This window comes from Nostoc edaphicum CCNP1411 (assembly GCF_014023275.1).
GTDB lineage: Bacteria > Cyanobacteriota > Cyanobacteriia > Cyanobacteriales > Nostocaceae > Nostoc > Nostoc edaphicum_A.
This window is the reverse complement of the sequence record NZ_CP054696.1, coordinates 35,338-53,840: the sequence shown is the minus strand read 5'-3', so window position 1 is coordinate 53,840 and position 18,503 is coordinate 35,338. Positions and strand designations below refer to the sequence as shown.

Genomic DNA, 18,503 nt, shown 5'->3' with positions numbered 1-18,503 from the left:
AAGAAGTAAGAAACACTAGCTACATTGAATTAATAATTGGCTCAATCCCACCATTTCCAGTAGCCAATGTTGCTCACCTTTCTTGCTCTGTTTTAGCTGAAAAAACTTTTTCGGCGGTGCGTGATCTTAAAGAGATTCCCCTAAAAACCACTCGTACCCTTCCTTGAACTGCTTCTTCGCATCATGCTCTACAATGCTGCCATGAGCCACAATAACTCTTTTAAAGTCCCATTGCAGTACCTTTTGAACTGATTTTTTAACCAATACCTTTTCTTGAGTAGCTAACTGTTCTAACAATGATGGTCTAAGTTTCTTGTACCCTCCCATTATTTTGGATACTAATTTTGTTGACATTGGGAAACTTTCATCAAAGTAAAAAGCTGTGTCTGTCAAAATCAAAGTTTGACTTTCAGCATGAAAAAAAACGTACTCATTTAGAGGTAATGCTCCACTTGGAAGAAAGGTTTTAAATCCTTCAAATAAGAAAAATTCAAGTTCACCTAAAAGATTTTCGTCATTATCCTCTAATGCTTGATCAATAGATATCTCAGGTCTTTTGACGTTCAATTCTGATACAGCATAGACTTCTGCTTGAGGATAGAGAGCCTTAAAGTTAGATAAGAACAGATAGTGAAAAAGATTTGGGGCAATAATATACTTAACATTTCCAAGCTGATTGAGTTGCTCAGTAGTTTTGTTGTCAACTTGGATCGGAGAGATAACAGCTAATTCACCATTATTGAAACGAATTACCGTCATTCTTGTACCAACACTCAATCCAAAATACCTTAACGGTTGCTCGGCGATCCAAATATTCTTATCAATTTTTCTGAGCATAGCTAATTAAACCAGCAGCAGCTTTGATTAGATTATCTTACTGAACCAACACTAAAACCCAATCACCGAAACAGCCTTTCGCTTCTGCTCTGGTGTTACCTCCAGATAACGCTGTAACGTTCCCAGGTCACTGTGACCAGATATTTCCTGAATAGTTCTCAAAGGTATTCCCGCGCTGGACATCTGCGTGAGGGCAGTTCGCCTAAACGAATGGGTGCTGACTCCCTCTACACCAATCCGCTTGCAGGCATCTCTTAGAATTTTGTCTGCCATGAATCGGGTCAGGCGTTCAGTTACGCCGCGCATACCTGGGAACATTACCCCGATTTTCGGTTGGTAGTCAGCCAGTATTGCGGATAGTGCTGGTGGAATGTCTACAATCCGTGTTTTGTACTTGCCTTTCGTGGTACATTTTCGGAAAGTGATGGTTCCTGATTTGATATCAGTCTTTTTGAGGGCCAACGCTTCTGATACGCGACAACCAGTAAACAGGCAGATGCCAAACAGAGCGCGATCGCGTGGGCTGAGAAATCCCTCGGTGAACAATCGCCTCAATTCCTCTTGGGTTAATATTTTGCCTTGTCCGTTGCCGCTAACCTTCATATATTCTACTTTCTAGGGGATTACACGTTTTGCGAGAAACGTGTAATCCCCTAGAAAGTAGAAAACATGAAGGTTAGCGGCAACGGACAAGGCAAAATATTAACCCAAGACGAACTAAGGCGATTGTTCACGGAGGGATTTCTCAGCCACCGCGATCGCGCTTTGTTTGGGATTTGCCTTTTCACTGGTTGTCGCGTATCAGAAGCGTTAGCTCTCCAGACGACTGATATCAAATCTGGTGCTATCACTTTCCGCAAGTCTACCACCAAAGGTAAGCATAAAACCCGGATTGTAGACATCCCACCAGGGCTAGCCGCAATGCTGGGCGAATACCAACCCCATCCTGGGGCAATGTTTCCTGGTATGCGTGGTGTAACTGAACGTTTGACCCGATTCATGGCAGACAAGATTTTACGGGATGCCTGCAAGCGAATTGGGGTAGAAGGAGTCAGCACCCATTCGTTTAGGCGAACTGCCCTCACGCAGATGTCGAGCGCGGGGATACCTTTGAGAACTATTCAAGAAATTTCTGGCCACAGTGACCTGGGGACGTTGCAGCGTTATCTGGAGGTCACGCCAGAGCAGAAGCGAAAGGCTGTTTCGGTGATTGGGTTTTAGTGTTAGTTTGTTCAGTTAATTAAGAGGATGTTTAATGTCTTTACCAAAAGAATTTCAATCTGTAATTGAAGAAGAATATGGGAGATTTGGATGGGAAGTAGCAAATTGCTTTAAGTTTACTTCCGAGTTTTTAGGATATAAAGTTTTAAATATTTCTTCTGTAGAAGCTGCTTTAAAAAGCATTGCTACTGATATGGGGTCTAGTCTAGCCAATTATTCTTATCCTAATGACTTACCTAGTTTTATTAAAAAACAATATCCCAAAATTCATTTAGTTTTTACTAAACAAGCTAAATATATCAAACTTCCAAATGAAGATGATGAGTATGATAGGCAAGAAAAAGTGGCAGAGAAATTTGCCGAATATACTATTTTAAAAACTACTGAGTCTGTTACAAATATAACTAATAATTTTTACAAAGTTTTCGTAGTTGATACACTGTATTTAGTTATCCATGATTTTCTTTCAGAAGTTGAAGAAGCAATCATCGAAAGACAACAACAATACCTCTAAGATATTAAACAATTGAACCAACTTTTGATTTCCAACATTCTAATTTCAGATTTCTTACGGTACTCATTTGTTTAAAATCACTATCCTCAGATACTATAGTTAGATTGTGTTGAATAGCTGTACAGGCTATCCATAAATCGTTGGAATGTATTCCTATATTTTGTATTTTGAACTTTCTTCTATCCTTCTTGTCTTTTGGTGCAAATTTATCAAAAATTTCAGCATGAAACTGACCGTAAATTTTAGATGTATCTTGATCTATTGGATGTATAACTAAATTTTTAGCAAAACACTCTATTAGGTCGGTATTTTCTTTTTTATTATTTGATTTTTCAGCCATTAAAATTAACTCACCATAGATAATGCTATTAATAGCTATTATGGTATCCTTCGGTAGCGACTCTAATTTATTTATTACGTCAGTGTGTTTTTGAAAAATTATAAAACTACAATGATTTGTATCTAATAAATACACTGACTCCTCACTTTCTTCTTTCTTCATTGATAAAATCTAAACATTCTTCAAAATCATCTCCTTTCCATTCAGGGGAAGATTGAATAAAATTTAACAGCGATTGTACATTAGGCTGATTTTGTTTTATCTTTTTTAATTCCCATAAAATTGCTTTTGCAACGTGTCTAATACTATTGATATAATTTTTGATTTTTTGTTCATTTTCATCAATTACGGGTGTTTTTATATACTCTCTCAAACTTTTATTGGAAGATAGAGCTTCCGAAGTTGTCTCAATGTTTTTGAGTGCATTTTTTGGGATTATATAAACATCTTCATCCTCTAATATCTCCAATACATAATACATCGAATAATATAAGTTTTGCAGCCAAGTGAGTTTGTCATCAACTGGTTTCTTAAAAGCTTCTAAATATGCTATTGTAATTTGTAAGTGTTCTGCCTCTTTTGACTTTTTTACTAAAGTGGTGAGATCGTTTTCTAAAGTTATAAGACTGGTTTCTAAAGTTGCAAGATTGACGATAGTTTCATGAAGAAGTTCCCCTATGGCTTCATGTGTTGTATATTCTTGACGCTTTATGATAATCTTTTGAAGATTAGTACGGAAATCCCGTATTAAGTTTATTTTATCTAATGGGTTTTCTAATTCTTTAAATTTTAAGTGGAATTCACTGATAACTTTTGTAGATTCAGTTATTTCATGTATGATAATATCAGTGTTATCATATTTTAATAATTTATTTAAACTTTTACTTATTTCTTCTATTGTATTATTTAAAATAAAACTAAATTCCTGAAGCGAATTTGTAATCTGAATATTATCTTCTGTCGATAAAGATGTAATCATCTTTTCCTCCCCAAAACAATTTTGTTTTTGACACAACTGCTAAAAGTATAAGTCCCTTTTATTATACTAAATACTATTTATATTACAGAGTTTATAAGCTTGTATTAAATTGGCGCAGAACTAGTGAGGCTGTCATTAGGGGCAATCTAGTTAACTTTGCCTAAAACAGAAGGTAACACGCCAGACGGGAGAAGCTTGAAACCCTTATTCTTTCGTTTATTTAATGAAGGCTTTGTTTAAGAGGCTGTGGTCTGTCTGCGGAGAAGTCGGAATATGGTAGTTTGGCGACATCACGCCAGAGGGGGGAAGCAGCCAAAAATTAGCGATCGCGCTCACCCACTCGGCTAACATAGCCCTGCACCCCACACCGTAATTCGTGCCAAGAGTCAAGAGTGCGCCACAGATATACGTGACTGTCGTTGAGATTTATGAGTATCATTTAGACAAAACCAGAAAACCAAATAACCAGATTTATGGTTTACCAGAAATATGAACAGTCAAAAAAAAATTGTAACGATCACTGGGTACAAGGGAGGAGTCGGGAAAAGCACCACAGCAGTGCATCTTGCAACCTTCTTTAGTGAACTTGGTAAAACAGTTCTTGTAGATGGCGACCAGAACCGCACCGCCTTGGCGTGGTCGAAACGCGGGTCATTCCCCTTTCCTGCGGTGGACGAACGCCAAGCCCTCAAAGTAATTGCCGATGCTCAGTTTGTGGTCATCGACACCCCAGCTAGACCTGACTCAGATGATCTAAAGGAATTAGCCAAGGGTTGCGACCTTCTAATCTTGCCCACAAAACCGGACATCGTAAGCCTTGAGCCAATGCTTTTGATGGTGAAAGATTTGGGTGAGGCAAACTATCGCTGCTTGCTTACTATTGTTCCTCCCTATCCCAGCAAGGAAGGTGAAACACTGCGTCAGGATTTGTTGAATGGAGGCATCCCCGTATTTCAGGCAATGATCCGGCGTACTGTCGGCTTTGAGAAAGCAGCAATGGCTGGTGTCCCCATTCGGGATGTTGAGGACTCGCGTTTAAAAACAGCTTGGGCTGATTACCTCGCCCTCGGTAAAGAAGTTATGGAGATTTTGAAATGAGCAAGTACGGAGATTTGATTAAAAAAGCCAGAGAAACAGAACCAGAAAACCAGAAAGCCATAAAGACAGAAGACCAGACATCTGGTTTAGCATCACAAGAGCCAGAGCTTGAGCAGATGGTCAATCTGTGTGTCAAAGTCCCTATATCCCAACGTCGCTACTGGATGTCTAAAGCCAAAGAGCAAGGGATTACTGTAACCTCAGTTATTATTGAAGCGCTAACCCAAAAGTTTGGAGAACCAGATAACCAGAAAGCCAGAAAGCCATAACAATGAGGGAGAGGGGCGGCAGGATAGACATGATCAGGAATTTAGGAAAAACGTTTTTCCTAACCCAATTTTTTGAGAAGTTTTTAACGCTACTCTCAAAACGGAGAGCAGGTGAAAGGAGCGTAGAAGGCTCCCGCCCCAAGTCTTGCCTCACTAGTGGAAAAGTGACTTTTAGCTCCCAAACCTGTAACCATTCATCTTCGGATATAAGAGCAAGTTTTACCGATTGCTGATCTACAAGAATAGGTTGAAATCTTAGAAAGATTCTTGCCTTAAAGCGACAGGATACACATGGAAATTAATTTAGGAGAAACGTTTCTCCTAAACCCGATTCAGCACAACCAAATGACATTGGTAATGGCATTATCCGGGTGGTTTTATGAAATTGGTTGCTACAGCCGAGGGATACTAATGGTTTTGAGAGCCAGTGTTGTGCATCTCTATTACGCGGTAATGCTTCTAACTACAGCAAAAAGCTTATTTGACATTTATTAATTATTTTAAAAATTGAATAGGAGTATTATTAATAATGCAGCTTCATATCATTTATTCACCAACTGAAAGTCTATAAAGGGTGTGGTTACTATTCCTGTCCAAAGGTTTTCTATAACTATTCCACGCAACAATCTAGTTACTGAAGATTGGGTTGAACCTTTATAAGTAAAACGAACTTGATAACTTCCAGAATTTAGATTTGTGAAAAACCAATAACCACCTATACTATCTCTTCCTCTCATTACAAGTTGGTCATTACTCCCCCAGTACAGCACGCCGTCTAGAAAACAAGTCAAAGTTTCTCCTGGTACTGCTACCAGAAAATGAGATTCTTCTATCCCTATTGATGCGTTTATGTTATAAAGTCGCCTGAGCATTTTACCTGCACTGCTTTGAATTTCTGGCTTCAAACCATGAAATTTGAAGCGATAGGGGGTTGATGACATATTAGTAATGTTCAGCCCAAACTGTACGACAGTTGTAGACTCTGGTTGTTTTTCAGGAATAATTAATATCTGTTTTGGTACTAAGGTTTCAAAACGAATGCCATCAAATTCAACTATCCGGTTGTTAGTCTGAACAGGTTCAATTAAATGCAAAATTATAGATTGAGTATATAAACGAACCGTTTCTATCCCTGCTGCTGTTTTTATATTAGTGCGATATATAAATCGAAGAGTATAAATTCCTAATTCGATATTGTTAACCTTCCAGAAATTATTAGATTCAGTAGATAATTCAGTAGATGTACTAGGTATTTGGAGTTGCAGCTTGTTATTCAGCCAATATATTTGTATATATAAAAAAGCAAAAATAGTTTCTCCTGCGGTCACTAAATAATCATCATATTTATTAGATTTCCTCCTATCTCTTGGTTCTTGTATTTGTAAAACTTGCTCATCTGAACCTACGATTTGAGGAATTAAAGTACCAGAGCGATTGAAGCGAAAAGGTATTAAGCTGTTGTTAACAATACTAATATTCATATCTACAACAGTATTAGCGTTTGGCTTTTTTTCTGGAACGGGTAGTATTATGCGTTCTACACCAGATATTTGTAGGTTAATACCCTGTTCTGTAAGACTGTTACTATCATTTATTCCACTTGATGCCATGCTAGCTAATCTTTATATTTACGGTTCAATACACAATCTATTATGATGGCGACTTTGGAGGCTCTTGATTAAAATAACTAGTGCTTCGCAATCAAGGTAGCCAGCATTGGCTCTAAATTAGCTGCCTCTACCCCAATGTCGGGAAACCCTTAAATCCCGACATTCTGCATCAATAATGGACAGGGAGCTAACGACTTTCTGCGATCGCATCTTCAAGAGCCACCTTTGCTACCCCTGATCCCCCAGCTTTTTAGCACCGACCGAGCAAGGAAGTTGAGAGGTCGAAGCTACATAAACTCTTACAAATAAAGCTACTGAGCTAAATTAGAAATTTATTTCTCAGTTTGTTTCTTAGTTTTAATTAGAATCTGCAAATTCTCTCAATAAAAGCACTTTCTATATTCTTTAGCCTGCATCCATAGTATTAACATTTTCTAAGTTAAGACCAAAATTATCGCAATCACTTAAATTATTAGAAAGTTTTTGCCCACCTGCGGAATATAAGTTATATGTATTGATTAATGCTTAAGGTTGCTTATGGACGGAGAAGAACTGCGGAGACGATACACTGCTGGCGAAAGAGATTTTAGCGGTCTCAATCTCAGGGGCGCTAATATCAGCGGTTCCGAACCAATGGAAGATGTTTTTATTAATATTGACTTGAGTGGAATCAATTTGAGTGGAGCTAACTTGACTGATACTATCTTGGCTGGTGCTAATCTTACTGATGCCAATTTGAGTAGCGCCAATCTGACTCGTGCCCACTTGGGCCAGTGCATTCTTGTTCGTGCTAATTTGAGTGGAGCCAATTTGACTAAAGCTTATCTGAGCGCTGTTGAGTTCATGGATACCGACATGAGTGGTGCTGAATTGCGCTCCGCTTCTATCATCCAAACTCAACTGGGTAACACCAATATGACTGGTGTCAAGCACGCGGCTAATGTTGACTGGACTGGCACTACTGTCTACGGTCTTGTCTTGGAGGATGGAACCGTTATCGATTCCGATCACGACTGGTGAGACTGTTGCTAGTTGAGGATCAGCCATGCTTGAACTGGAGAGTTTCTTATTTCCAAGAAAAAAGAACTCGTGGCTCGGAGTCGGCGCAGCGGAGTGGCTCTTGCGGGCTTGTGGGATCTAGTCGGCCCAACCAGTAATCTTTCTGCCCGTAAGAGCCACCGACTCCGAGAGCGTAGCGGTCACGAGTTCGTCGGATCAACGCGAGATTATCGACTTAAACCCCGCTTTGGTTGCTTTTGCTCCAGATCCTCTTGCTGCTGTTCAACAAGAATCTCATTCCAAGTTCGCCCACTAGGTGCAATTCTTTTTCTTGTGATTAAACCTGACCTGGAAATTTTCTTCAGTACAGTATTGTCTGCCTAGACACAATAAGACTACTTGATACAAAAATGAGTATTGCGGGTAGCAATAGGGAGTATTTAGGCGGAGAATTTCTGTTTTGCTTCAAACGGACGCTCACACCTTTTGGATCAAAAATGAGTATTTGCGCGTCATCTAAAGCCAAATTATTGCTTAGAAACACATTTTGAGCAAAACTCTACTTTCTCATATTACTTTATACTACTTTTGTAACCAAAAAGCTGCACTCCACTTTTGAGTTACACCAAAGCTTGCTATAAACACCACTTATTACATAGGTTTTATGTAGATTATAAGTATTGAAATAGTAGTTCTAAATACCTTGCCCAAGTGGTAGCTGTTGGGTAGCTCAACTGGTGACACCCCGCTACCAGTTGAGCAGTAAAAAAGCGAGTTGTTGAAAATTTGATGATTCCCCAACTGGTAGCTATACAGTAGCCCTACTGCTACCAGTTGAGCATAAGACATTTCGAGAAAAATTCTTGCGTAATGCTTACTGAATATGACTTACAGCTAATTAAAAACGCTGGTTTCATTCTCAATAACTTCAAAATTATTGAGAATATATAATACATTTATGTTGCAATTGTACTTCAATAATTCTTTCATTAACTTAAGCCAGCCCACTTAACATCCGATTTTTTTTTCTTCATACCTGAATAGAAATTGTTCCCTTTACAATCTCCACGCTTGTTAATAGAGATGAAACTTGTTTTAAGTAGTGAAATTGTCTGATTAATCACAGTTACAAATAGCAGACATTTTGCACCTAAAACCCCGATTCCTATGCAAAATAGCAGACATTTTGCACAGCTTATACACGCTTATAACTGTTATAGCTATCAGGAAACTTTGACTATTCACTACAAAATGTCTGCTATTTAGAACATCGCTTTGACCAAAAAATTGGTGTCTAATACATACACCAACTAGCTTTTAGCCATTTTTATCAAACTGGCTTATTCTCAATAACTCTAAAATTATTGAGAATATATAATACCTTTGTGTTGCAAATGTACTTCAAAAATCCCGCTCAATCGATCAACTTCTTCAGTAAGTGAATCTGAAATTTCCACTGTGAGTTCAGGAGTCATTGTATATATTTAGCGTTAACTGAAACAGAAACTCGTCTAACGCAACAACTACACTAAACAGTTATAAATCCGTGGACTTAGTGTAGTTTAACCGTAGTAAATCAGTCTCATCCGACACTAATATTTTTGGCCGTCCAAAAGGACAAAAACAGTGCTTTCTTGTCCTTTTGGCCGTCCAGTGAGCGCCAACCTTACTCAATTGTCATGCTCTGCTGACAAATGCCCACCTGTCAACGGACGGCCAAAAGGACAAAAATGACCAGTTCTTGTCCTTTTGGCCGTCCAGTGTTTTGGAAAAAAATCTTCTGTAACTTATATCCAGACTCAATTACAGCCACTTTGAGGAGCAATTTATATTGTCAATAAGATGGGGTGTTATTGAGAATGCGTAATCATAATATGTTGCAGTTGTGTTTCAAAAATTCTTTCTTGAACTTAACCCACGAGTCAGGTGTACGCGGGAGCATGGCTCACAGACTAAAACCACGACTACGCGACTGCCGTTCGCGTTCAAGTTCCGCTTCATAAAAATGAGCTTTTAATTCCTGATTCCAATCAGGATAAGTCGGTTTAAATCTTTTACCATTCGGCAACAATTCTAATACTGCACTAGCAGTTTTATCCCCCTGCTCATCGTTATTGAATGCCAGAACTACCCTATAGCAATTTTTGAGAAATTCCAAAGGTAAATTGTTCGGGTCATCAGCTACCATAAACATTGTTCTCATCGATGGTAACGCTCCAGTTTTGGCTAGGACATACACGCCTACTGACACCGCGTCAATTGGTGAAGAACATAAGAAGACGTTTTTAATTTCTTGTTGTGGATTCTGCCCCAAATTTATATGAAACCAACCATAAGGTGTAGAGGCGTTTTGGTCATACTCAATAGTGTGATGATTATGTCCGGGGTTTGACCAAACTAATGCACCTGTTTTTTCGCCATCCAGATTACGTTTGATAAATAAAATCTGCTTTTGCTCATCGATGTAAAGCAAATTGTGGTTGTGTAATCTTTCAATAAAAGAATGTGGTATACCGCGTTTCTCATTCAAGTATTTATACAATTTTGGCCACAGAGCTAGATCCTCTGGTGGTGGAGTAAACTGGGGCTGTTGCTGTTTGTGTTCAATATCTTGAAAGAGTTTTTCTAACTGCTCAACTGGGAGTGGTTTAACAGGTTTGAGCAGCAATTCGTTAATCGGCTCATCATCACGTTCTGGTTGGTAGTCAATGCCACGATGTTTTTGCAGTCCAGGGAAGGTATAGGCAGGCCCCAAGGAAGTACCGCTAAATTTTTGATCATTCCAGGAATACGAGATGCCTTTACTCTTACCGTTGCGTGTTAGCCCATGACGTACCTCCACACCCAACAGTTGCAATCGTTCTATTAGTTGGGGCATAGTCGGTTTATCTACTGTGGCGCGGTCGATTAATTCAATTAACTGAGTCTTGATTGGCTGTTGTGGCGGCGTGTTTCTCTCACCCTGCTCGTATTCTAGTTGTTCTCTCTCAAATCGTTGCTGTTGCCCTACACTGGGAGCGCGGCTCAGTTTCTCCTTGCTATTGAGGGTCTGCTGTAACCCATATTCTAGTTCTAGCTGGCGAATGATTTTTTCAGAGCGCACATACTCCCAGCTATCGCGGGTAATCTTGCCGTCGTCCAAACTGATTCTGCTGGCGCAAATGTGTATATGGTCGTGGTTGCGATCGCTGTGGCGGTAGATGGCATATTGGTTAGCTGTGTAACCCATTGCATTCATGTACTTGTCGGCAACCTCGCACCAAGTATCATTGTCTAGCTGTTCGCCTGGGCTTAGTGAAAGCGAAACATGATGAACTACTTTTTCTGCTTCTGGATTAAGTTGTCGAGACAGTCGGAATTCTCTGGCTAACTCTCTGGCATTTGTGCCAAACATATTGCCGCCAATTAAGGATGACTCCTCTTTGTTTTCAAGATATTCAAGGAGTCCACGAAAGCTTTTACCTTTGGTTTGGTTGCCAATCATTTTTACTCCCAGTCTTCCGAATCACCATCAGATTCTATGTCATCGTCATCAGTAATTTCAGTTTCGATTTGGGACAGTTCCCGACCAATTTGTTGCAAGAGGTTTCGCAGTTGTTCTAATTGTTCTGGATCTGCTGGTGGTCGCAGTCCCATTTTAATAGCTGTGTTGGTGGCTCTGGTGAGTTGATTAATATTGCTGCCGATGCGGACTAATTCTCGGTAAGTAGCTAGGGTTATTTTGCTCAGTCGTTTGGGCAGTGGTTTTAGTAAAACACTGCGTCTAGTTAATTCAGCTATGCTTAGTCCCGCGTCTTGTGCTTTCAACTTAATCATCTCGTGTTCGATTGCGTTGACACGAGCTTCTAATGTCTTAGTACGAAGCAGGTTTTTTGACAGTTTCGGGCGCATAACTATGGGAGGTATGAGAGGGGGTATCCAAAGGGGGAAACTTCCCACTTTGGCAAGCCTGTCGTCCGAGCAGAGCGAGGTTTGCCGTAGGCAAAAGGCACGGCTTGCTTCTAGCCTAAATACGGGTAGGTAAGGTGTTAGATGCTACGGAGGTACGGAGGGCACAGCAGGGGGCTGAAGGCAGGAATATAAAGGCGTAGCCGTGATGCTGATCATCCTACAACTTACAGAGGGATATATCAACGGCATAGCCGGAATTTGAATCAAATCAAGCAGGAGATAAATTCTGGTTCGGCGTAGCCACCATAGAGTCGATAAAAACGGCGTAGCTGCTATATGAAAATTCTCTGATTCAGCGAAGCTGCCACACAATAGAATAGTCCGGCGTAGCCGTAATACGAAAAGATAATTCAGCGTAGCTATAATAGTCAGATTTTTTAGCATTAGCTTGAATAAGAAGACCAGCGAAGCTACCACACTAAAAAAATATAAGGCGTAGCCGTAATACGAAAAGGTAATTCGGCGTAGCCACAATAGCCGATTTTTGTAGGATTTTGAAAACTCTCTTGGTGCAAATTATTTCAAATAGCCGATAATTATCAGTTAATCGGGATTCACGAGATAACCATGAGTGAACATCAGAATTCAGAAGTGATTACGAAAGAGAAGATTGATAAGGCCATCAATCTGCTGAAGTCACAGAAGCCAAAGGAGCGAGAGGATGTATCGGACAGAGAGTCCATCAGGAAAATGAGACGGTACATTGAGAAGCTGACCTCTGATAAGTACGGCTACACACGATGAAGCTTAAAAGGAAAAGCTAAACCTTTAATCTACAAAATTTGCTCGTGCCGTGCTTTCTCTAGAACCATCTGAATATAAATGCTTTTTCCATTCGTATATCCCTCACGGTCTTTTTGGAAACGCTCTGCTAAATTACGTTTTAACACCTCATACCGTTTTGCTTCTTCTGGATGTGTAAGCAGATAGTCACGAAACAACAAACGTTCCCAAAATTCACTATACGCCTCTACCACATGAACATGATGGGTTCTTCGCTTACCGTAAGGAGGCATTCCTTTAACGAAAAACATACGCCCAGGTCGTGGATCGTCTGGCCAGTAAATGTATTCTAGGGCTTCTAGTAACGGAATAATTGGTTTGGCAGCCTCAATGGAATGTACTCCAACCATCAAATCAATAACAGGCTTGGCAGCGAGACCTGGAATTGCAGTGCTACCGAAATGTTCTATTACAATTACCTTATCATTTCCTAGTGCAGCAAGAATCCTTGCTGCTTCCTCTTCAAACAGAGTTGGCCAACATGGGTCATATTCAACAATTTCTATTTCATCCATAGTCAAACTTTACCCCGGAACAAGCTTTCATCAAGATATTTAGTCTGATAATGAACTTTTCATTTTAGCTAGAGTGAATGCACAAAACTATTGAGAAATTAGCCACGCTCAAACCAGCACTGCTTTTGAATATGGCAGTGCAAATATGATTTCAAAATTTCTCTGGTCTATTTCAGTCCTTATCTACTAGTGTCAGTTCAGTGAACGGCAACAAAACGACTGTATTGTTGGTTAAGTTCTGACATCTGGCTCTACTATCTAATGTTTTGCTCTGTACTAAAAACTGGTCTACATCTCCTCTGACTGTACATACTTGCCCAATTAGGGTTTCTATAAGGGATTTAGGGTGATGTTGATTTGGATCTCCTAAATCATTTTGAGTATTAAAAGACATAGATGATCCATCAGACTCACCAAGATTATTCAGCCTTTCGCGTCGTGCAGCACGTTTAACTAATATGGACATCAGGTTAGACCAAGTTTCAGGCTCAAGCCGATAGACTTTAATTTTTTGCTTCTCAAACCCCGGCTCAAACCTCGACCAGCGAAATGTCGCTTTGATTCCCAACTGCGATAACATCTGATGCACAACCTGAACATCACTCATTTTGTCGCTGATGGTGCGGTTGAGATGGTGGTATATTTCTGAGGCATAGAGACGAATCTTGTCGGCGTAGGGTTTGAGGTCAGCTTTAGTCCATTCTTTGTTTGGATCTAAAAAGTCGTTTAATCCAAATGCTTCTCGCATCTGTCGCCGCAGTGCAGTACCGGAAATATCCCACGGGCAAACAGCTTGATTCCAATTAGCTTGTTTCTCTAATGATTTGGCCGTTCTATCAAGTCCTAATTCGGGATAAAGTTGCGCTTCTAAGTTGAGCAGTTCCCCGCGTCGTCTGCCCTCTTTGTCCCAAAGTACATCTTCTAGAGTTAGCTCGTCTAGGCAGTAGAAATCTTTCAGATAATATTTTCTAATTGCTAGTGCATCTTCTGGTGAAACTGCTTCTTGGGATTCCAAGAGGGCTATTTCTGGATAAGTTAAATCGGCGGCGGCTACTATGTCTTTGGCTTCAATTTGTTTGATTTCGTCTTTGGCTGACTTTAGTAACAGTTTGACAGCTTTATCCGATTCTCGATTATCAATTGTAATCTGATGCCCTTCATGTCTGAGTCGAATTAGCAGTGCATCAGAGAGATTCATCATCGAATAATTCTGCTCGGCACTAATTCGGGCATAGAGATTAACATGAGGGTTTGATTGCCAATCGAAATTAGCAATACCTTCAACAATATCTGGTCTGAGGTTGGAGCGGACTAAGCTGACTGTGGCATCTGTTCTCTGTTGTAATTGTGCTTTAATTTCTAGATAATTACTGGAGCGAGAAACTTTACAGTAATTTGTCCCACGTTTGGCACACCAAACTATGCGGTCTACGTTGTCTCGCACGCGAATTAAGGATTGGGACATATCAGCGTCGGTGGATGATGCCCCGGTGAAAATTCCATAGACTTTCTCGATAAAATCTGGAATTTCTATGCTGACTCCGGTGGCGACTGTGGGAGAACAAATAATTACGTCATATAATCCTGAAGCTAATACTGCATCGGGATTTTTCAAAAACCTTTTTTCGTCTGGATTGCCACTGGTTTCTGAGTTAACCAGCAGGATTCTAATACCAGGAATTTCTTTTTGTAGGAGTCGCGCTGTTGTCTTGCTGGTGGCTTTGCTATCTGTGGTGACATATAGCGCCTTACCTTGCTCGATGTTCCGTGCATTTTGGATTAACTCGTTTATAACTGCTGATTTATCTTTGGCTTGAATAAATGTGACGTGGTAGGGTTTGGGTTGATAGTCGTTATAAATTAAGTAGATTGGATCTGGGTTTTGTCGGAGTTCCCAGAGGTAATTTAGGGTTGGGTTGTTTAAATCAGCGTCAGCAACAATAATCCTCCGGGCGACTCTAATTAATTCTGCAAATCTCGCTAGTAATGCTGGACGTTTCCCGTCTTTATCACAGGTGCTAGAAGTTAGTAAGTGACGAACAACTTGGACAATTTCATCAATCATTAAGTCACAACCAGCAAATTTTTTCGGGTCGATAGCTAGGAGTGAATCAACACAGAAACCAATTCGGAAACTGTAAGCTCCTCCTTTGATAAAATTGCCGTTGACTTTATCTAAGTCACCTCGGTAATCTAAATCTGCCCTGGCACATAAATTCTGTACGAGCGCAATTCTGTGACTCGGTGCTAATAACTTCGGAGAATGCGCTGTAGTTTTGGCCATAAACTTAGTTTTACCAGTGCCTTTGCCTGAGTTAAGGGCAATAATTCCTGACTGGGGTAAGTCTTTGATCTCCAAGGTCGATAAGTCGGCTGTGGTCACTTTTAATGAGGGTTCGTAAGTTAACCGATTTTCTAAGCGTTGCCACAACTGCCAATGTGTTACTGAAAGGGCTTGGTTTAAGGCGGTTGACCAAGCAGCCACACTTTTCGTTACTATCAGGTCATCAACGCCTTTACACAGTCCTTTTTGACCGTCCCAGATGGCGATATCAACTATTGATCCTGCGGCAGTCAGTAATCGGCTAAAGCGGAAAGTCGCAGCGTTAACCCGTCTCTGGGTTAGAGTATTGGTGTCTTGGTCAAAGGCGAGGGTAATTTTTCTCCCCTTAACAGCAAATCGTGCTATGTCTGGGATTAGGTAGGGCTTGACAGGATTGCCTAGTAAATCCTTGCTGCGGTAGCCGCCGTTAATTCCGTAAAGGGCAATGGCTACAAATCCCTGTGATAACAGGCATAAGGATTTTTTACCGCCTTCTGTAATGATGATTGGGATTTCTGGGTGGAGTTCTAGCCAGTCCCAAAAACTTTCTCCTGGTGGGGGGACTTCTACGCCGTAGCGGTTGGCTATTAAGCGTCTATTTTCTCGGTTGACGGTGGGGAGATAAGCCCGTGAGCCGTTGCCAACTGGGGTTTCGTATTTTTGCTCTTTGTCTTTTTGAGCATCAGTCCTGGGTCTACTGAGTTTGCCTTGCCAGGGGCTACCGTCTTCGTTAAAAAATATTGCGGCGTGGAGTGTGGGTTTGGCTTGATGCCCAAATCTGGTATATTTCCAGTTCAGTGCATCGTGGATTGGGGTTGAGACATCCCCCCCAGCACTAATTTCTATGTCGGAGACGATGCGGATGTTATCAGTGTACAGAGAAATTGCGATCGCAGAGCCGGTAAGAAATTCTCGCTCAATTCGGCTGGCAAACTCACTTAAGCTTTCTACTGGCAGTAGGTTTAGAGCAGATGGTAGAACACTTGATAGATTTTTCAATTTCTTTCTCCTGGCAGAGGTTACAGTGCCCTCGCCAAGAAAAGACTGATGTTCAACTTTTATCTACTGAACAGTTGGCGTAACTTGTGCGGTAGAGGGGAAAGAGTCAAGTAGTTTGGATAAAGCCTTCATGCCTGCTTTTTATTCTTAGGAATCTGTTGGAAATAAATAATAGACATTTATAATCAAAGAAAGGCTCCACTTGATTCTTCTTCAGTGGCAGTTTTACATTCTGTCTTTCCTGGCGGGGTGTAGGCGTGGTAGGTGTTGGTAGCACCGAATCCACAATGTACGTAGCGAAATCAAATGAAAAATTTGAGTCAGAGTCTGTGAGTTTGCACCTCGCAGGCTTTTTGGCTTTTATTGGCTCAAATTTCAGGGATTAAAGACATAAATAGAAGTCAGTCATTTGGTTAGGGCTAGGATGTTGTTTGGTAGTCAGCATATTATCAAGTAATATTAGACACATATTGCAATCTGGCGGACGTTAGTAAAAAGTTAGAAAATTTCTCCGTATATACAAAACAATGGGGTCGGCATAGTGTTTCTGAGAGCCAATGCTGCTCACCCTATTTGCGCGGTTGTGGCTAGCTTGGTGGACTGCCAACTGCTCTAATCTTTGCTCAACGCGAGTTCGTCTGTGTGGTTCTGTTGTGTTGGTCATACTACTTTTTCCTTATTCTCCCGCTCAAGCCATAGCGCGATCGCTTGCTCTAATCCCTCTCCTAAAGAAATCTGCTTAAGAGTACAAGTGGCTTTAAATTTTAGCCCTATGTCTTTTTTTACATCCCCAGACATTTGCATATAGTTGGGGTCATTTCTTTTCGCTGCCGACATTCTTAAATCACTTTACATAATATTTCTCCAGTTTATTCCAAACATGTTAATAAAATATCTTCCTACCATGTTCACATGCTAGCAAAACTATGTTAGCATGTGAACAAGCAAAATTTAACACCTCAGAAAACGCAAATCACCTGTTAAAAACGTCCAAAAGACTTAACCGAACGGGGTTGCAGACAGATAATCAATGAAATTATTAAATAAGGTGTTAAATACTCGCTAAAGCGCTGTTAAAGGTTAATTTACTCACTAAATAGCCTGTTTTATGAATCGGTCACAAGCCTTTAGTTTGGGGAGTTCCATCGAACCAGATAGTATTTATGTTGACTTTGCAGTGACCAAAAGTGAATTAGCCCGGTTGCTGCAAGTCACCCGTCCTACCGTCTGGAAATGGGACAAGATTGCATACTTTGCCCTTGAAAGCTACCGAGAAGCCTACCCCATCCAGACGGACAAAGCTAAACGCCAGCTATGCGAACGGGATAAAGAAGTCCCCCTAAGCCCTTACCAAGTATGGGTATTGAGCCGTATCAAGTCCCTGATGAACTCGCTGCGAATTGCCACCAGGGTAAAAGCCTATATTCGTGGCAACCCTCACCACTTCTCAATTTCTAACTTCCAGTACAAATCAAATCAAGTTTTTCACAAAGGAGCATAAATCATGACTGATATCACTATCAAAAAAGCCGCTGTTGACCTGGGAATTGCTGAAGATGCCTACCGTTTCATGCTGGCCGACTTCATGCCAGATAACTTTGAGTCTGTCTCAAAAGTCCCGTTAGATGTGGCTGATTTGGTTGTCAAGGCGCTGCAAGCTAAAACAGAGGGTCAAGCACTCGCACCTATCGCTGATGACTCTAGCTTGTCTATAAAAGAGCAACAGTCAATCATTTCTGGAGTTAACAACACTCTTGCAGACTTCTGTGAAAGCATTGTCATTGAGTCCCATAATCTAACGACTGCGATCGCATTTCTCGCTGCCAAGCGTAACGCTGCAAATTTCCGGCATACCTATGAATCTGTGTTTAGTGATGAGGTAGGTAAGTACGTTGACGAGCTTAGTCTAGCTCTAGCTATGACTGCTCAAAAAATCAATGACACCACACCCAATGATTTTTTATCCCAACGGGGAATTACCCCGCGTCAACCCAGCACCAGCAAGGCAGTAGAGGAAATATTGAATCTAGCAGCAAATATTTAGAATTTGCATCAAAGCTGGCAT

The 18,503-nt window shown here is 40.7% G+C and carries 19 protein-coding genes; 8 read left to right on the top strand and 11 right to left on the bottom strand.

Annotation, left to right across the window (positions count from 1 at the left end):
• Positions 1 to 126 precede the first annotated feature (126 nt).
• Entirely contained in the window at positions 127 to 837 is a 711-nt protein-coding gene (locus HUN01_RS01465; RefSeq protein ID WP_181927239.1) for a DUF4336 domain-containing protein, read from the bottom strand.
• Between the two features lie 51 nt (positions 838 to 888).
• The gene (locus HUN01_RS01460) at positions 889 to 1,440 is read right to left on the bottom strand and encodes a tyrosine-type recombinase/integrase (RefSeq protein ID WP_181927238.1); all 552 of its coding nucleotides are present in this window, start codon (positions 1,438 to 1,440) and stop codon (positions 889 to 891) included.
• A 66-nt stretch (positions 1,441 to 1,506) separates the two neighbouring features.
• On the opposite strand from HUN01_RS01460, the gene HUN01_RS01455 reads away from it, so the two are divergent.
• Positions 1,507 to 2,058: a tyrosine-type recombinase/integrase gene (locus tag HUN01_RS01455; RefSeq protein ID WP_181927237.1), complete on the top strand. Its 552-nt coding sequence runs from the start codon at positions 1,507 to 1,509 to the stop codon at positions 2,056 to 2,058.
• Positions 2,059 to 2,092: 34 nt separating this feature from the next.
• Complete coding sequence (locus HUN01_RS01450; RefSeq protein ID WP_181927236.1) at positions 2,093 to 2,572, top strand: hypothetical protein; 480 nt, start codon at positions 2,093 to 2,095, stop codon at positions 2,570 to 2,572.
• 4 nt (positions 2,573 to 2,576) lie between these two features.
• On the opposite strand, the gene HUN01_RS01445 is transcribed toward HUN01_RS01450, so the two are convergent.
• The gene (locus tag HUN01_RS01445) at positions 2,577 to 3,074 is read right to left on the bottom strand and encodes a type II toxin-antitoxin system VapC family toxin (protein ID WP_238845371.1); all 498 of its coding nucleotides are present in this window, start codon (positions 3,072 to 3,074) and stop codon (positions 2,577 to 2,579) included.
• Positions 3,055 to 3,891 carry a hypothetical protein gene (locus HUN01_RS01440; RefSeq protein ID WP_181927235.1) on the bottom strand — a complete coding sequence of 279 codons (837 nt, stop codon included), beginning with the start codon at positions 3,889 to 3,891 and terminating at the stop codon, positions 3,055 to 3,057. Before HUN01_RS01440 ends, HUN01_RS01445 begins: the two co-directional genes overlap by 20 nt.
• A 489-nt stretch (positions 3,892 to 4,380) precedes the next feature.
• On the opposite strand from HUN01_RS01440, the gene HUN01_RS01435 reads away from it, so the two are divergent.
• The 3 genes from HUN01_RS01435 (at position 4,381) to HUN01_RS01425 (ending at position 5,753) form a co-directional block, all read left to right on the top strand.
• Positions 4,381 to 4,989, top strand: coding sequence for a ParA family protein (locus HUN01_RS01435; RefSeq protein ID WP_181927234.1), 609 nt, complete (start codon positions 4,381 to 4,383; stop codon positions 4,987 to 4,989).
• Entirely contained in the window at positions 4,986 to 5,258 is a 273-nt protein-coding gene (locus HUN01_RS01430) for a hypothetical protein (RefSeq protein ID WP_181927233.1), read from the top strand. The genes HUN01_RS01435 and HUN01_RS01430 overlap by 4 nt, the downstream gene beginning before the upstream one ends.
• Positions 5,259 to 5,549: 291 nt before the next feature.
• On the top strand, positions 5,550 to 5,753 hold the full coding sequence (locus tag HUN01_RS01425) for a hypothetical protein (RefSeq protein ID WP_181927232.1): 204 nt from the start codon (positions 5,550 to 5,552) through the stop codon (positions 5,751 to 5,753).
• A 47-nt stretch (positions 5,754 to 5,800) separates the two neighbouring features.
• Here HUN01_RS01425 and HUN01_RS01420 read toward each other — a convergent pair whose 3' ends face one another.
• The gene (locus HUN01_RS01420) at positions 5,801 to 6,868 is read right to left on the bottom strand and encodes a hypothetical protein (protein WP_181927231.1); all 1,068 of its coding nucleotides are present in this window, start codon (positions 6,866 to 6,868) and stop codon (positions 5,801 to 5,803) included.
• A gap of 537 nt (positions 6,869 to 7,405) precedes the next feature.
• Here HUN01_RS01420 and HUN01_RS01415 point away from each other — a divergent pair.
• Positions 7,406 to 7,888 (top strand): pentapeptide repeat-containing protein, encoded by a 483-nt coding sequence (locus HUN01_RS01415; protein WP_181927230.1) that lies wholly within the window; start codon positions 7,406 to 7,408, stop codon positions 7,886 to 7,888.
• Positions 7,889 to 9,812: 1,924 nt separating this feature from the next.
• Here HUN01_RS01415 and HUN01_RS35120 read toward each other — a convergent pair.
• From HUN01_RS35120 to HUN01_RS01385, 6 genes are all read right to left on the bottom strand, one after another.
• A complete protein-coding gene (locus HUN01_RS35120; RefSeq protein ID WP_238845369.1) occupies positions 9,813 to 11,351 on the bottom strand; it encodes a relaxase/mobilization nuclease domain-containing protein in 1,539 nt (512 codons plus the stop codon).
• A gap of 2 nt (positions 11,352 to 11,353) precedes the next feature.
• Positions 11,354 to 11,758 carry a plasmid mobilization protein gene (locus HUN01_RS01405; RefSeq protein WP_238845367.1) on the bottom strand — a complete coding sequence of 135 codons (405 nt, stop codon included), beginning with the start codon at positions 11,756 to 11,758 and terminating at the stop codon, positions 11,354 to 11,356.
• A gap of 833 nt (positions 11,759 to 12,591) precedes the next feature.
• Complete coding sequence (locus HUN01_RS01400) at positions 12,592 to 13,116, bottom strand: GrpB family protein (protein ID WP_181927266.1); 525 nt, start codon at positions 13,114 to 13,116, stop codon at positions 12,592 to 12,594.
• Between the two features lie 172 nt (positions 13,117 to 13,288).
• Positions 13,289 to 16,438, bottom strand: coding sequence for a plasmid replication protein, CyRepA1 family (locus tag HUN01_RS01395; protein ID WP_181927229.1), 3,150 nt, complete (start codon positions 16,436 to 16,438; stop codon positions 13,289 to 13,291).
• Positions 16,439 to 16,925: 487 nt separating this feature from the next.
• On the bottom strand, positions 16,926 to 17,102 hold the full coding sequence (locus HUN01_RS01390; protein WP_181927228.1) for a hypothetical protein: 177 nt from the start codon (positions 17,100 to 17,102) through the stop codon (positions 16,926 to 16,928).
• Positions 17,099 to 17,275, bottom strand: coding sequence for a hypothetical protein (locus HUN01_RS01385; RefSeq protein ID WP_181927227.1), 177 nt, complete (start codon positions 17,273 to 17,275; stop codon positions 17,099 to 17,101). The genes HUN01_RS01390 and HUN01_RS01385 overlap by 4 nt, the downstream gene beginning before the upstream one ends.
• A 271-nt stretch (positions 17,276 to 17,546) precedes the next feature.
• On the opposite strand from HUN01_RS01385, the gene HUN01_RS01380 reads away from it, so the two are divergent.
• Positions 17,547 to 17,939 carry a hypothetical protein gene (locus HUN01_RS01380; RefSeq protein WP_181927226.1) on the top strand — a complete coding sequence of 131 codons (393 nt, stop codon included), beginning with the start codon at positions 17,547 to 17,549 and terminating at the stop codon, positions 17,937 to 17,939.
• Between the two features lie 3 nt (positions 17,940 to 17,942).
• A complete protein-coding gene (locus HUN01_RS01375; RefSeq protein ID WP_181927225.1) occupies positions 17,943 to 18,482 on the top strand; it encodes a hypothetical protein in 540 nt (179 codons plus the stop codon).
• Positions 18,483 to 18,503: the final 21 nt, after the last annotated feature.

What these genes read in the sequence shown, in the direction of transcription:
- HUN01_RS01415 (WP_181927230.1), top strand. Translation starts at nt 7,406, where the DNA reads ATGGACGGAGAAGAACTGCGGAGACGATACACTGCTGGCGAAAGAGAT.
- HUN01_RS01425 (WP_181927232.1), top strand. Translation starts at nt 5,550, where the DNA reads ATGGAAATTAATTTAGGAGAAACGTTTCTCCTAAACCCGATTCAGCAC.
- HUN01_RS01405 (WP_238845367.1), bottom strand. Translation starts at nt 11,758, where the DNA reads ATGCGCCCGAAACTGTCAAAAAACCTGCTTCGTACTAAGACATTAGAA.
- HUN01_RS01465 (WP_181927239.1), bottom strand. Translation starts at nt 837, where the DNA reads ATGCTCAGAAAAATTGATAAGAATATTTGGATCGCCGAGCAACCGTTA.
- HUN01_RS01380 (WP_181927226.1), top strand. Translation starts at nt 17,547, where the DNA reads ATGAATCGGTCACAAGCCTTTAGTTTGGGGAGTTCCATCGAACCAGAT.
- HUN01_RS01430 (WP_181927233.1), top strand. Translation starts at nt 4,986, where the DNA reads ATGAGCAAGTACGGAGATTTGATTAAAAAAGCCAGAGAAACAGAACCA.
- HUN01_RS01445 (WP_238845371.1), bottom strand. Translation starts at nt 3,074, where the DNA reads ATGAAGAAAGAAGAAAGTGAGGAGTCAGTGTATTTATTAGATACAAAT.
- HUN01_RS01440 (WP_181927235.1), bottom strand. Translation starts at nt 3,891, where the DNA reads ATGATTACATCTTTATCGACAGAAGATAATATTCAGATTACAAATTCG.
- HUN01_RS35120 (WP_238845369.1), bottom strand. Translation starts at nt 11,351, where the DNA reads ATGATTGGCAACCAAACCAAAGGTAAAAGCTTTCGTGGACTCCTTGAA.
- HUN01_RS01435 (WP_181927234.1), top strand. Translation starts at nt 4,381, where the DNA reads ATGAACAGTCAAAAAAAAATTGTAACGATCACTGGGTACAAGGGAGGA.
- HUN01_RS01455 (WP_181927237.1), top strand. Translation starts at nt 1,507, where the DNA reads ATGAAGGTTAGCGGCAACGGACAAGGCAAAATATTAACCCAAGACGAA.
- HUN01_RS01390 (WP_181927228.1), bottom strand. Translation starts at nt 17,102, where the DNA reads ATGACCAACACAACAGAACCACACAGACGAACTCGCGTTGAGCAAAGA.
- HUN01_RS01420 (WP_181927231.1), bottom strand. Translation starts at nt 6,868, where the DNA reads ATGGCATCAAGTGGAATAAATGATAGTAACAGTCTTACAGAACAGGGT.
- HUN01_RS01375 (WP_181927225.1), top strand. Translation starts at nt 17,943, where the DNA reads ATGACTGATATCACTATCAAAAAAGCCGCTGTTGACCTGGGAATTGCT.
- HUN01_RS01400 (WP_181927266.1), bottom strand. Translation starts at nt 13,116, where the DNA reads ATGGATGAAATAGAAATTGTTGAATATGACCCATGTTGGCCAACTCTG.
- HUN01_RS01460 (WP_181927238.1), bottom strand. Translation starts at nt 1,440, where the DNA reads ATGAAGGTTAGCGGCAACGGACAAGGCAAAATATTAACCCAAGAGGAA.
- HUN01_RS01450 (WP_181927236.1), top strand. Translation starts at nt 2,093, where the DNA reads ATGTCTTTACCAAAAGAATTTCAATCTGTAATTGAAGAAGAATATGGG.
- HUN01_RS01385 (WP_181927227.1), bottom strand. Translation starts at nt 17,275, where the DNA reads ATGTCGGCAGCGAAAAGAAATGACCCCAACTATATGCAAATGTCTGGG.